Below are 13,620 nucleotides of genomic sequence, written 5' to 3'. Positions count from 1 at the left end.
AACGTTCAGGGCGGTGCCGTGCGGGCGAAACTTTCGCGGGCGAACAGGCGTTCGGCCAGCTTGACCAGCGCCGGACGTTGGACGCACCAGTTGGGCAGAATGTGGCGGAAATTGAGGTAGCCCAACGCGCAGCCGGTGGCGATATCCGCCAGCGTCAGCCGCTCGGCATTGAGCCACGTTTTTTCCTGCGCCAGCGCCTCCAATGCGTCCAGGCCCTGCGTCAGCTTGTCACGCTGGCGCAGCATCCAGTTTTCGTCCTGCTTTTCCGGCGCGCGCCGGCTTTCGCGGAACAGCGTCGCCGCCGCTTCAGTCACGCCGTCCGCCAGTGCCGCCACCCGGCGGACGCGCAGCGCGGTGGCGCGATCGGCCGGCAAAAACGCCGGCTCCACCGTCAGCAGTTCGAGGTATTCGGCCACGATCGGCGAGTCGTAAAACACCTCGCCATCATCGGCGATCAGCACCGGTATTTTGCCGAGCGGGTTCAGTTCCTTCACCCGGCTGCCGGGCTCATACGGCGGATCGTTGACGAATTCAAACGCGATCCCCTTCTCCAGCAGCATCACGGAAATCTTGCGCACAAAGGGGCTGGTGTAACTGCCGATAAGCTTCATCCGGTCTCCTCCGCTTCGTCCTGGCCGCGGCGCAATGCCCTTACTTCACCGCCAGAGTATCGATAATCCGCTGCACCAGCGCCTGATGCACTTCCGGCGTTTTGGCCGGCGACAGCATTTGCAGCGTCACTACTCGCTTGTTGAACACCGTCAACACCAGGGTGGAAACCACCTTTTGCCCGTTGACGGTCTGCTCGGTATCCACCCGGCGAAACTTCTGTTTGCCGACGGTGAAGTTCTCTTCTTTGGTGGTCTGGATATTCTGATAGCGCTCGGCCAGCACCGTAATGGCGCTCTGCGTCAGCTCTTTCAGCATTTTGTCGCTGGTATTGATCTTCATGCCGTCCGGCGGGATCACTTCGGACGAAACCGCGCTCTGGCGCGACTTGCCATCGAGGAAGCGCTGGATGGTGGAGGTACTGTCATTGACGATGCCGCTGTTCAGCGTTTGATCGCTAAAGCCTGGCGGCAACTCGAAGGTGATTTTGCCCTTCTGCAGCGACACGTTCAGCCCCGGCGGCGCGGGCGGGGTTTCTACCGGCGCAGGCGGCGGTGGCGCGGGCTGCGTCACGGTCGGTTTGGTATCCGGTGGCGGCACCGCCGGTTTGGTGTCGTCCTTGTTGTCGCAGGCCGCCAGTCCGATCGCCAGCACAGCGACCGCGGTCAGTTTTGCCAGGGTGTTTAACATCGTGGTTCCTTTCGCTTGGCGCGTCATGGCCTAAACGTAGCAACTCGCCCGGGCGAATGCCAGAAGCCCGTTCTTAAATTGCGGGTCCGGCCCCGCGCGAACGGGGCCGGGCGGTTACTCCGCCGGGAACAGGAACGGATTGATGCTGCTGCGGCCGAAGCCTTCCTCTTCCATGCGGGCGTCCAGCACCAGCGAAGCCAGATCGTCGGCCACCGCTTCAACCTGCGGGTCTTTTTCCTGATAGAGGATCTTCAGGTAAGTGCCGCAGTCGCCGCAGCTTTCCGCCTTCACCGCCGCCTGTTCGCTGTCCAGCGACCAGTAGTTGAGATCGCGGGTCTGCTCACAGTTGCTGCACTTCACCCGCACCACGTGCCATTCGCTTTCGCACAGGTTGCAGTGCAGGTAGCGCAGGCCGTTGACGGTGCCGATATGCACCATGCTGGAGACCGGAATGCTGCCGCACACCGGGCAGAACTGACGCTGCTCGCCGTATTCGGCGCGCGCCTTACCGGGGATCAGGCTGGCCATCTGCGCCCAATAGAGCGACAGCGCGGCCCAGAGGAACGGCGCCTTCTCGCTGCCCACCTTGCCGAACTCGCGGTTGAGCAAAGCGTCGGCCATCAGCTCCAGCTCGTGCGCCGAAGCTTTCTCCAGGTTGTCCAGCACCGTCAGAATGTGCTCCGGCGCCTGCGGGCGCAGCTCGGCGATCAGCGACGTCAGCAGCTTGCGCCAGTGCTCGCTGCGCGGGAACACGCTCAGATCGAGCGGCGGTTTGCCGCTGGCGGCGCCCTGCGCCAACGCTTCGCTCAGATCGAGCGCCAGCGGATTATCGTGCAGCGCATGCTGCTGCGCCTGCGCCAGTTCGGCGGCGAAGTTAAGGTAGTCGCCCAGCGGGTTGTCGACCGCCAGCTGACGCAGACGGTCGGCGCGGCGGCTGTACAGGCTTTTCAGGTTGGCGAAAAGTAACGGCGGGATGTTCTCCGCCGTTGTGGACTTCTCACGCTGTGCCCCTAACTGCTCTTTAGGAACGATGCGGATACTCATCAGGGTTTATCTTCCTGTCGTTTCTCGCGGACCTCACGGTACCAGCGCGGATGATGTTTCTTGGCCCAGGCCGCCGGCACCCAGCCTTCCACCATCGCGGTAATGGTGCCTTTTACCCACAATGCGGCGTAAATGTGCACCATAATCACGATGATAAGGCCGACCGCGGCCAGCGAATGCACCAGCAGCGCGATGCGGATCAGCGGGATGGAGAACGACGGCGCAAAATACGGCCGCCAGATCACCACGCCGCTGGCCAGCAACAGCACCAGGCTGATAATCGCCGCCCAGAACACGCACTTCTGGCCGAAATTATAGCGCCCGGTGTCACCCACTTCCTCGTTCATGGCGATTTTGTGGATATTCTTGGCCCAGACGATATCTTCCCGGTTGATCAGGTTATGCTTCCAGTAGCGCAGGAACATCAGCAGGAACGCGGCGAACATGATGACCCCGACAAACGGGTGCAGAATGCGCGCCAGCTGCGGCGTCCCGAAGATGTTCATCAGCCAGTTGAAGGAGGGGAAGAAGAACCCCAGCCCGCTGATGGCGGCGAACACGAAGCAAAATGCCACGATCCAGTGGTTGATGCGCTCCGGTGCGCTGTAACGCTGAATGGGCTTTTCCTTTCTCATTTGCGCGTCTCCTCGTCATGCGACTCGTCGTGCTCATCCTCATCGTCGACGCGGTTAGGCCCGACGCCGACATAGTGGAACACGCTGGCCGCGAAGGTGGCGGCAAAACCGATGGCCGCCAGGGGTTTCCACACGCTCTTCCAGAAGGTCACCGCCGGGCTGATGCTCGGGTTGTCCGGCAAACCGTGGTACAGCTGCGGTTTGTCGGCGTGGTGCAACACGTACATCACGTGCGTGCCGCCCACCCCTGCCGGATCGTACAGACCGGCGTTCTGGTAGCCGCGGGTGTTCAGCTCGCTGACGCGATCCGCCGCCACCTGCTTCATCGCTTCCTTGGTACCGAAGTGAATGGCGCCGGTCGGGCAGGTTTTCACGCAGGCCGGTTCCTGGCCGACGTCCACGCGGTCGACGCACAGGGTGCACTTGTACACCCGGTTGTCGTCCTTGTTCATGCGCGGCACGTCGAACGGGCAGCCGGCGATGCAGTAGCCGCAGCCGATGCAGTGCTCGGATTGGAAGTCGACGATGCCGTTGGCGTACTGAATGATCGCGCCTTCCGACGGACAGGCCTTCAGGCAGCCCGGATCGGCGCAGTGCATGCAGCCATCCTTGCGGATCAGCCATTCCAGCTTGCCGTTTTCCTCCACCTCGGAGAAGCGCATCACCGTCCACGACTTGGCGGTCAGATCGGCGGGGTTATCGTACACCCCGACGTTGTGCCCCACTTCGTCGCGGATGTCGTTCCATTCGGAACAGGCCACCTGACAGGCCTTGCAGCCGATACAGGTGGTGACATCGATCAGTTTGGCCACTTCTTCCTGGTGGTCACGGGCGCGCGGCGCCGGCGTGAAACCATTGGTGGCGGATTTACGAATGATGTCTTGAGATTGCATGGCCATGATTCGTCTCCGTTACACCTTTTCCACGTTGACCAGGAACGCCTTGAACTCCGGCGTTTGCGTATTGGCGTCGCCGACGAACGGCGTCAGCGTGTTGGCGATAAAGCCTTTCTTCGCCACCCCTTCGTAACCCCAGTGGATCGGGATGCCGATGGTGTCGACTTCCTGGCCGTGCACCTGCAGCGTGCGAATACGTTTGGTCACCACCGCCTTGGCCTTGATGTAGCCGCGGTTGGAGCTGACCTTCACGGTATCGCCCTGCTTGATGCCCTTCTTCTCCGCCAGCTTTTCGCCGATCTCCACGAACTGCTCCGGCTGCGCGATGGCGTTCAGCCGCGCGTGCTTGGTCCAGTAGTGGAAGTGCTCGGTCAGACGATAGGTGGTGCCGACGTACGGGAACTTGTCGGATTTGCCCATCGCCGCCAGATCGTCCTTGAACACGCGCGCCGCCGGGTTGGACACCACATTCGGGTGCAGCGGGTTGGTGCCGAGCGGCGTTTCGAACGGCTCGTAGTGTTCAGGGAACGGCCCTTCCGCCATCTTGTCGGTGGCGAACAGGCGGCCCATGCCTTCCGGCTGCATGATGAACGGCCCGACGTCGCTGCCCGGCGCGGCGGTGCTGTAGTCCGGGATATCGGCCCCGACCCACTTGGCGCCGTCCCACTCCAGCAGTTGGCGTTTCGGATCCCACGGTTTCCCCTGCGGATCCGCCGAGGCGCGGTTGTACAGAATGCGGCGGTTGAGCGGCCATGCCCAGGCCCAGCCCAGCGTATTGCCGAGGCCGGACGGATCGGCGTTGTCGCGCCGCGCCATCTGGTTGCCGGCCGGCGTCCAGCTGCCGGCGAAGATCCAGCAACCGCTGGCGGTGGTGCCGTCGTCGCGCAGCTGCGCGAACGAGCTGAGCAGCTCGCCTTTTTTCACCAGCACTTTGCCGTCGGCATCCAGCAGATCCGCCAGCGCCTTGCCGTTGTTCTCCTGCGCCACCTCTTCCGGCGCCGGGTTGTCCGGCGTCAGGTAGTCCCAGGTCATGTTCAGCACCTGTTCAGGCACCGCACCGCCGTCGCGCGCATACATCTCGCGCAGGCGGCTGAAGATGCCCGCCAGGATCTCACCGTCGTTCAGCGCTTCGCCCGGGGCGTCCGCGCCTTTCCAGTGCCACTGCAGCCAGCGGCCGGAGTTGACGATCGAACCGTTCTCTTCGGCGAAGCAGGTGGACGGCAGGCGGAACACTTCGGTCTGGATCTGCGAAGGATCCACCTCGTTGAACTCGCCGTGGTTCTGCCAGAAGTTGGAGGTTTCGGTGTTCAACGGATCGATGGTCACCAGGAACTTCAGCTTGGACAGCGAAGCCACTACCTTGTTTTTGTTCGGGAACGACGCCACCGGGTTAAAGCCCTGGCAGAAGTAGCCGTTGACCTTGCCCTGCGCCATCATCTCGAAGTACTGCAGCACGTCGTAGCCCTTGTCCCACTTCGGCAACCAGTCAAAGCCCCAGCTGTTGTCCTTCTGCGCCTTGTCGCCGTAGAAGGTCTTCATCATGCTGACGAAGAATTTCGGGTAGTTGCCCCAGTAGTTCACCTGGCCCGGCAGCAGTGCTTTCGGCGTGTTGGCCTTCAGGTAGGTGTCGAGATCGGTCTGTTTCTCCGACGGCAGCGTCAGGTAGCCCGGCAGGCTCTGCGACAGCAGGCCGAGATCGGTCAGACCCTGGATGTTGGAGTGGCCGCGCAGCGCGTTGACGCCGCCGCCCGCCATGCCCATGTTGCCGAGCAGCAGCTGGATCATCGCCATGGTACGGATGTTCTGCGCGCCGACCGAGTGCTGAGTCCAGCCCAGGGCGTACAGGAACGAAGCGGTTTTATCCGCGACGCAGGTTTCGGCGATGTATTCGCACACCTTGAGGAAATCGTCCTTCGGCGTGCCGCAGATGTTGGTCACCACGTCAGGCGTGTAGCGGCTCACGTGCTGCTTCAGCAGGTTCCACACGCAGCGCGGATCCTGCAGCGTGACGTCGCGCTTGGCGAAGCCGTTCTCGTCGAACTGGTAGTTCCAGGTGGTTTTGTCGTACTTGCGGTTTTCCGCGTCGTAGCCGCTGAACAAGCCGTCTTCGAAGGCAAAGTCTTCCCGCACCAGCAGGCTGGCGTTGGTGTAGGCCTCGACGTACTCGCGGTTAAACTTGTTGTTGGTCATCAGATACAGCAACACGCCCGACAGGAAAGCAATGTCGGTCCCGGAGCGGATCGGCGTGTAGAAGTCCGCCACCGATGCGGTTCGGGTAAAGCGCGGATCGATCACGATCAGCTTGGCATTGTTGTGTATTTTGGCTTCCATCGCCCAGCGGAACCCCACCGGATGCGCTTCCGCCGCATTACCGCCCATGACGATAATCAAATTCGCGTTCTTGATATCAACCCAGTGGTTGGTCATCGCACCGCGACCAAATGTTGGAGCAAGACTTGCTACCGTTGGTCCGTGTCAGACACGCGCCTGGTTGTCTACGGCAAGCATGCCGAGAGCGCGACTAAATTTTTGCGACAGAAAACCGGTTTCGTTGCTGGCGGCCGAGGCGCACAGCATGCCGGTGGTCAGCCAACGGTTGACGGTAACGCCCTGGTCGTTGGTTTTGATGAAGTTGGCATCGCGGTCTTCTTTCACCAGCTTGGCGATGCGGGTGAAGGCGTCGTCCCAGCTGATGCGCTGCCATTTGTCCGACCCCGGCGCCCGATATTCCGGGTACTTGAGGCGGCTTTCGCTGTGGATGAAGTCAACCAGGCCGGCGCCTTTCGGGCAAAGCGCGCCGCGGTTCACCGGGTGATCCGGATCCCCTTCGATATGGAAAATGCTTTCTTTGGCGTTCTTGGCGCCATCACCAAGGCTGTACATCAACAGCCCACAGCCGACGGAACAATACGTACAGGTATTACGGGTCTCACGGGCGCGCAGCAGTTTATACTGCCGGGTTTCCGCCAACGCCACTTCGGGGGCAAAGCCCAGCGCGGCCACCGTCGTTCCTGCCATACCGCCAGCGCAGATCTTAAAGAACTGCCTTCTGCTGACCTGCATGGGGGTCTCCTTTACTCTCGATTGTCACATTGTTCAAATGCGCCTGCCCCGCTAGCGCGGCAAACGCGAATGTCACTGTTGTTATGCTTGCTACGAACGCCGGCCATATTACCACAGCGTGCTTGTGGTTGTTACACACTCGTGCTCATTCAGTGAACGCATTGGCACATTTCGATACATTTCGACCTTGGCGCTCTCTACAGTATAGAGAGTAACCCACGTGCCGGGGCGATGGCTTGACGCGGCCACCCGCCGCCCTCTCCTATCAGTATGTTAGCGCATCGATTTGTACATTAACCACACACTTCACAGGGCATTGATAATCATTTTCAATATCATTTAATTAACTATAATGATCCGACTGCTTACGCGGTGCTCGCCCTTTGCGCCGCCCATACACCACTGGAGATGATGATTATGAGTTATTCACTGCCATCCCTGCCGTACGCTTACGACGCACTGGAACCGCATTTCGACAAGCAGACGATGGAAATCCATCACACCAAACACCACCAGACCTACGTCAACAACGCCAACACCGTGCTGGAAGCCTACCCTGAGCTGGCCAAATACAGCGTTGAAGAGCTGATCCAGGATCTGGATAAAGTGCCTGCCGACAAACGCACCTTCATGCGCAACAACGCCGGCGGCCACGCCAACCACAGCTTCTTCTGGAAAAACCTGAAAACCGGCACCACGCTGGGCGGCGATCTGAAAGCGGCCATCGAGCGCGATTTCGGCAGCGTTGAGAAATTCCAGGAAGAGTTCGAGAAAGCCGCAGCCACCCGCTTCGGTTCCGGTTGGGCCTGGCTGGTGCTGAAAGACGGCAAGCTGGCCGTGGTGTCTACCGCCAACCAGGACAGCCCGCTGATGGGCGAAGCCGTCGCCGGCGCTTCCGGTTTCCCAATCATCGGCCTGGACGTGTGGGAACACGCTTACTACCTGAAATACCAGAACAAACGCCCTGACTACATCAAGGCGTTCTGGAACGTGGTCAACTGGGACGAAGCCGCCGCACGCTTCGCCGCGAAGAAGTAATTCGCCCCCGTTGATGAAGATGCCCGCCGCCGGCGGGTATTTTTTTGCCTGAAATCCGCTAAAGTTTGACCACTTCTTGCCGATGGTTTGTTCAATTGACGTTCGCCCGGAGAAGGAAAAACGCTATGGCGGCATTGCAAGCATTAGCAGGAAAGTTCACTCATCTCACCGTAGGTAAAAAGCTCGGCCTCGGCTTCGCGCTGTTGTTGCTGTTGGCGGTCGTCATCGCCGGCACCGGGGCGCAATACCTGCACATCATCGAATCCCGCGCCGATCGCATCGACTTCAGCAACCGGCTGAACGAGGAGATCAACCAGGCCAAATACAACCGCGCCATGTACGGCCAGACCTACCAGCCGGAGTATCTGCAGAACAATCGCGCCAATATCGATAACGCCGTCAAACTGATAGACCAAGGCCAGGCGTTGGACTGGGACGCCCAAAGCCGCAAGGATCTGCAGCGTCTGGTGACGCTGATTGGGGAATATCAGCAACAGCAAAAAATCTTTGAGCAGGCGGTCTCGGCGAAAGACGCGGTGCGCCAGAGCTGGAACATGTCGGAAGTGCAGGCCAGCCTGAGCCAGGTGGAGCGCCAGCTCACCAACGGCGATCTGCAGTTGGCCTTCATTCAACTGAACCAGAAGCTGACCCAGGTGCGCTACGGCGCGCGCGGTCTGCTGCTGAGCCTGAACAAGGAAACCGAAGCGCCGCTGATGGCGGCCATCGACGACGCGCGCGACGCGGCCAACGCCCTGAGCCGCCGGGTCAGCGACGCGCAGCGCCCGCAGCTGCAACCGCTGCTGGCCGCCCTGGACGATTACAAAAACCGCATCGCGGCCTACCTGCCGGCCTATGAGCACGAACAGCAGATCAGCCGGCAGCTCGGCGAACGCGCGCATGAGATCGGCACGCTGGTGAACGCCTTTATGCAGGACGAATTGGCGCAGACGCGCAGCAACATCAACCTGGCGCAGCTGCAGATGGGCATCACCACCCTGATCGCCATCATCGCCGGGATACTTATCGCCTGGCGTATCACGCTGCAGATCACCCGTCCGCTGCACAGCACGCTGGCGATGGCGGAACGCATCGCCAGCGGCGATCTGCGCCAGGCGCAGACCAGCACCCGCCGCGACGAGCTGGGACAACTGCTGAACGCGGTGGCGGCGATGAGCCAAAATCTGCGCACTATGATTGAGAAGATCCAGATGGGAGTCAGCCAGGTCTCCACCGCCTCCGCGGAAATCGCCGCCGGCAACACCGATCTCTCCTCCCGCACCGAACAGCAGGCGGCGGCGGTTGAAGAAACCGCGGCCAGCATGGAACAGCTGACCGCCACGGTGAAACAAAACGCCGACAATGCCCATCACGCCAATCAGCTGGCCACCGACGCTTCGCAGACCGCGCAACAGGGCGGCAAGCTGGTGGAGAACGTGGTCAGCACCATGCGCGATATCTCCAGCAGTTCGCAGCGTATCGCTGAAATTACCACCCTGATCAACGGTATTGCCTTCCAGACCAACATCCTGGCGCTCAACGCCGCGGTGGAAGCGGCGCGCGCCGGCGAACAGGGACGCGGCTTCTCGGTGGTCGCCAGCGAAGTGCGCAGCCTGGCGAGCCGCAGCGCCCAAGCGGCCAAGGAGATCGAAGGGCTGATCGCCGAGTCGGTCAGCCGGGTGAAAACCGGCACCGAACTGGTGGAAAGCACCGGCAACACCATGGAACAGATCGTCCGCTCGGTCACCCACGTGCGCGACATCATGGCTGAAATCGCCGCCGCCTCCGATGAGCAGACGCGCGGCATCGCCCAGATTGGCCAGGCGATCGTCGAGATGGATCACACCACCCAGCAGAACGCCGCGCTGGTGGAAGAGTCCGCCGCCGCCGCCGATTCGCTGGAAGAACAGGCCGACATGCTGCTGCAGAGCGTTTCGGTGTTCCGTTTGGCGGAGCAGACCGAACCCACCGCCGTGAAAACCGCCGCGCCGAAAGCGCCTGCCGTAAAAACCACGGCCGCCAACGCCGCAGCGGAGGAGAACTGGACCACCTTCTGACGCCACGCCCCCGCCCGAGGATTTTCGGGCGGGTTGTTATGTCCCCCTGACACAACTCAGGCTATGCTGAGCCCTCGACGCGAGACACGGAGGCGCACATGCATCACCCAGACGTTTACATCGGCAATATTCAACCCTATGAAGGCGGGCGCCCCAGCGCCATCGCCAAACGCCAGGTGGATGGCGCCATCCGGCTCACGCCGCTCGGCCTGGAAGGCGACGAGCAAGCCGAGAAAAGCTACCACGGCGGGCCGGACCGCGCGCTGTGCCACTACCCGCGCGAGCATTATGCCCACTGGCGCGAACAGTTTCCGGCGCAGGCCGAGCAGTTTTGCGCCCCGGCCTTCGGCGAGAATATCTCCACCGAAGGACTGACCGAACACAATGTGTTTATGGGCGACATCTTCCGCTGGGGCGAAGCGCTGATCCAGGTCACCCAGCCGCGCTCGCCGTGCTTCAAGCTCAACTACCACTTCGCCATCGAGGATATTTCGGTGCTGATGCAGCAAAGCGGCCTCTGCGGCTGGCTGTATCGGGTGGTCTCGCCGGGTGCGGTCAGCGGCGATCGTCCGCTGGAGCTGGCGGCGCGCAACAGCGACGTGTCGGTGGCCGAAGCCATCGCCATCGCCTGGCACATGCCGTTCGACGCGGAACAATATCGCCGCCTGTTGGCGGTGGCCGGCCTCTCCGCCAGCTGGAGCAAGACCATGCTCACGCGGCTTGCCGAAGGGCGCCTCGAGGACTTCAACCGTCGCCTGCTCGGCCGTTGAAATCGCTGGCGGAAAAGATGAAAAACGTGCGCCGAATGCCGCGTTAACCCTCTTCTTCCGCCTATACTGTAGCCGCGTGTTTTTCAGCCAGGAGCCAGGTATATGACCACCCCGACCCATTCGATTCATCACGCCGCCGCCGAGGGCTATCAGGCCAACGCCGATCGCTATGTGAAAGGCCGGCCGGATTACCCGCCGGAAATCGCCGCCTGGCTGCGTGAGTCTATCGGCCTGCACGCCGGCATGACGGTCATCGATCTCGGCGCCGGTACCGGCAAGTTCACTCCGCGCCTGCTGGAAACCGGCGCGCAGGTGATCGCCGTCGAACCGGTGCCGCAAATGCTGGAAAAATTGTCGGCGGCGCTGCCGCAGGTGAAAACGCTGGCGGGCACCGCCGACGCGATCCCGCTACCGGACGAGTCGGTCGATGCCGTGGTGTGCGCCCAGTCCTTCCACTGGTTCGCCACGCCGCAGGCGCTGGCGGAAATCCAGCGTATTCTCAAGCCCGGCGGCAAACTCGGTCTGGTGTGGAACATGCGCGATGCGCGCGTCGGTTGGGTGCGTAAACTGAATCAGATCGTCGACAGCCACGAAGGGGATGCGCCGCGTTTCTATACCGGCGAATGGCGCAAATTCTTCCCGTTCAAAGGCTTTGAACCGCTGCAGGAGCAGGTCTTTATGCTGGGCCACCGCGGCGCGGTGGAGGACGTGATCTACAACCGGGTACGTTCAACCAGCTTTATCGCCGCACTGCCACAGGCGCAACAGGAGCAGGTTATCGATCGGTTGCGCCAGCTGGTGGCGGAAGAAGAGGAGTTGCAGGGCCAGGACACGGTCACCGTGCCCTATCAGACCAAGGCGTATTTCACCACCAAGGTCTGACGCCCGGGGGTTCAGAACGCTTTCTTGGCGTAACCGGTGACCGCTTTCAGGCCCATCTCGCGGCCCAGCGCGGTCATCGGGTGCACCACAATCAGCCCGCGCGCGCTTTTCTTCAGCGCGCCCATATCGGCTTGCTCTTTCTTGGTGATCTCGCGGCTGAACGGCAGCTTGCTCAGCTTCTGCGCTTCGGCGCTCAGCTTCTCGCCACGCACGTCTTTCAGGCGCTCGATCTCCGTCGCCAGTTTCTCTTTTTCTTTGGTGTGCTGCGCGATCAACTCAGGGTTGCCCTGTTGGATCACGGTGGCGTCTTTGTGGTTCAAGGCGTCCAGCAGGTCGCTCAGGCGCTTGATCTCTGCCTTTTCTTTCTCTTTCATGGTCTCTGGCCCGTTGTGCCCAAAATGGCACGCTAATCAATGATACCGGCATTGTAGCAAAAGGCGCGCGCCGTTACCCGTCCTGCGCAATACCGGGCGGCAGGCCGCTCATCTCGCAGGCCTTGGCGCCGAGCCGGGCCAACGCCTGGGTGTAGCGCGCGTTGAACGGGTAGCAGCAGGAGAGCCGCAGCGCATTGCGGTAGCGCCCGCTGGGGGAATACAGGGTGCCCGGCGTCAAACAGATCTGCTCCTCCAACAGCTGGTGGAACAGCGCCACGCTGTCCACGCCGGGAGGGAATTCGACCCAGAACACGAAGCCGCCCGCCGGCTGCGTGGCCAGCGTGCCGCGTGGGAAATGCCGGGCGATCAGCGCCCGCGCCTCGTCGACCTGCGCCGCATAGCGCTTGCGCAGGTTGCGCAAATGGTGATCGTAGCCTCCGCTCTCCAGGAAGGTCGCCAGCGTTTCCGACAGCAGCTGCGACTCGGACATCGACGACACCGCCTTCAGCTTGCGCAACGCCTCGTGAAAACGGCCGCCGCAGATCCAGCCGACGCGAAAATCCGGCGCCAGCGTTTTGGTGAAGCTGGAGCAAAACAGCACCCAGCCGTCGCGATCGAACGCCTTCACCGCCGGCGACAGCGCGCCGCCGAACTGGATCTCGGCATACAGCCCGTCTTCAATCAACGGCACCTGATGATCGTTCATCAGCCGCGCCAGCCGCTTTTTCGCCGCCAGCGGCATGGTGCAACCCAGCGGGTTTTGCACCGTCGGCATGGCGATCACCGCGTTCAGCCGCTTCTCGTTCAATAGCAACTCGAGCGCGTCCAGCGACAGCCCCAGCTGCGGATCGGTGGGGATTTCCAGCGCTTTCAGCCCCAGGCTGGCCAGCAGCGGCAGCAGATAGAAATAGGTTGGCGACTCCAGCCCGACGCAGTCACCCGGTTTGGTGGTGACGCGCAGCGCCAGCTGCAGCGCCTCCATGCAGCCATGGGTCAGCACTACGTCGCCCGGCTCCAGCAACATGCCCAGCGTCATCGAGCGGCGGGCGATCTGCTGGCGCAGCCGTAGGCTGCCGGGCGGCAACGGATACTGCCCGATCAGATCCGGCTGGCGGCGCAGCTGAGAAGACAACATACGCCCCAGCTTGCCGCCGGGATAGAAGTCGCTGGTCTGCGGGCAGGCCAGCGCAATGTTAGTGAAGGCCGGATTCTGCTGGGCGGCGAATACCGTATCGATCAGCGCCAGCACGTCGTCCGCCGGCGGCTCGATGCGGCCGCTGGGCGCCGAGGCCATCTTCAGCGCCGGCAGCGTGCTGCGGACATAAAACCCCGACTGCGGTCGCGCTTCGATCAGCCCGCGATCCTCCAGCGTGCGGTAAGCCGACACCACGGTATTGATGCTGACGCGGTGCGTTTGCGCACAGCGCCGCACCGAAGGCAAGCGGTCACCGGGCAGCAGCGTGCCGCGTCGAATGGCCTCGGCCAACGTATCCGCCAGCTGCAGGTAGCGGGTATCCGGGGTTTCATCGAGCAAGGTCACAGTTTCTCTCCAGGTAATGGGTACA

At 61.9% G+C, this 13,620-nt stretch carries 12 protein-coding genes; 4 read left to right on the top strand and 8 right to left on the bottom strand.

Annotated elements, in window-relative coordinates:
• Positions 1–5: 5 nt before the first annotated feature.
• The 6 genes from GUC32_RS00230 to fdnG form a co-directional block, all read right to left on the bottom strand.
• Positions 6–611, bottom strand: coding sequence for a glutathione S-transferase (locus tag GUC32_RS00230; RefSeq protein WP_238968826.1), 606 nt, complete (start codon positions 609–611; stop codon positions 6–8).
• 40 nt (positions 612–651) lie between these two features.
• Complete coding sequence (locus tag GUC32_RS00225; RefSeq protein ID WP_025304791.1) at positions 652–1,299, bottom strand: DcrB-related protein; 648 nt, start codon at positions 1,297–1,299, stop codon at positions 652–654.
• Positions 1,300–1,413: 114 nt separating this feature from the next.
• Positions 1,414–2,343: a formate dehydrogenase accessory protein FdhE gene (fdhE, locus tag GUC32_RS00220; RefSeq protein WP_043140774.1), complete on the bottom strand. Its 930-nt coding sequence runs from the start codon at positions 2,341–2,343 to the stop codon at positions 1,414–1,416.
• Positions 2,343–2,978 (bottom strand): formate dehydrogenase cytochrome b556 subunit, encoded by a 636-nt coding sequence (gene fdoI, locus GUC32_RS00215; protein WP_004934017.1) that lies wholly within the window; start codon positions 2,976–2,978, stop codon positions 2,343–2,345. Before fdoI ends, fdhE begins: the two co-directional genes overlap by 1 nt.
• Positions 2,975–3,877 carry a formate dehydrogenase subunit beta gene (gene fdxH / locus GUC32_RS00210; RefSeq protein ID WP_369435481.1) on the bottom strand — a complete coding sequence of 301 codons (903 nt, stop codon included), beginning with the start codon at positions 3,875–3,877 and terminating at the stop codon, positions 2,975–2,977. Before fdxH ends, fdoI begins: the two co-directional genes overlap by 4 nt.
• Before the next feature lie 12 nt (positions 3,878–3,889).
• A complete protein-coding gene (gene fdnG, locus GUC32_RS00205) occupies positions 3,890–6,937 on the bottom strand; it encodes a formate dehydrogenase-N subunit alpha (protein ID WP_086013585.1) in 3,048 nt (1,015 codons plus the stop codon).
• A 417-nt stretch (positions 6,938–7,354) separates the two neighbouring features.
• On the opposite strand from fdnG, the gene sodA reads away from it, so the two are divergent.
• The 4 genes from sodA to GUC32_RS00185 all read left to right on the top strand — a co-directional run bounded on the left by sodA (position 7,355) and on the right by GUC32_RS00185 (position 11,681).
• Positions 7,355–7,975, top strand: a complete 621-nt coding sequence (gene sodA / locus GUC32_RS00200) for a superoxide dismutase [Mn] (protein WP_004934003.1) — start codon at positions 7,355–7,357, stop codon at positions 7,973–7,975.
• A 125-nt stretch (positions 7,976–8,100) separates the two neighbouring features.
• Positions 8,101–10,029, top strand: a complete 1,929-nt coding sequence (locus GUC32_RS00195; RefSeq protein ID WP_167324697.1) for a methyl-accepting chemotaxis protein — start codon at positions 8,101–8,103, stop codon at positions 10,027–10,029.
• A gap of 98 nt (positions 10,030–10,127) precedes the next feature.
• Entirely contained in the window at positions 10,128–10,799 is a 672-nt protein-coding gene (gene yiiM, locus GUC32_RS00190) for a 6-hydroxyaminopurine reductase (protein WP_342096744.1), read from the top strand.
• A gap of 102 nt (positions 10,800–10,901) precedes the next feature.
• Positions 10,902–11,681: a class I SAM-dependent methyltransferase gene (locus GUC32_RS00185; protein WP_043140768.1), complete on the top strand. Its 780-nt coding sequence runs from the start codon at positions 10,902–10,904 to the stop codon at positions 11,679–11,681.
• An 11-nt stretch (positions 11,682–11,692) separates the two neighbouring features.
• On the opposite strand, the gene GUC32_RS00180 is transcribed toward GUC32_RS00185, so the two are convergent.
• Entirely contained in the window at positions 11,693–12,055 is a 363-nt protein-coding gene (locus tag GUC32_RS00180) for a YibL family ribosome-associated protein (RefSeq protein WP_025304785.1), read from the bottom strand.
• A gap of 73 nt (positions 12,056–12,128) precedes the next feature.
• A complete protein-coding gene (locus GUC32_RS00175) occupies positions 12,129–13,595 on the bottom strand; it encodes a PLP-dependent aminotransferase family protein (RefSeq protein WP_025304784.1) in 1,467 nt (488 codons plus the stop codon).
• Between the last annotated feature and the right edge of the window lie 25 nt (positions 13,596–13,620).

The sequence above is a fragment of the Serratia sp. NGAS9 genome, assembly GCF_009905295.1.
Taxonomy (GTDB): domain Bacteria; phylum Pseudomonadota; class Gammaproteobacteria; order Enterobacterales; family Enterobacteriaceae; genus Serratia; species Serratia bockelmannii.
This window is presented reverse-complemented; position numbering and strand designations above follow the sequence as displayed.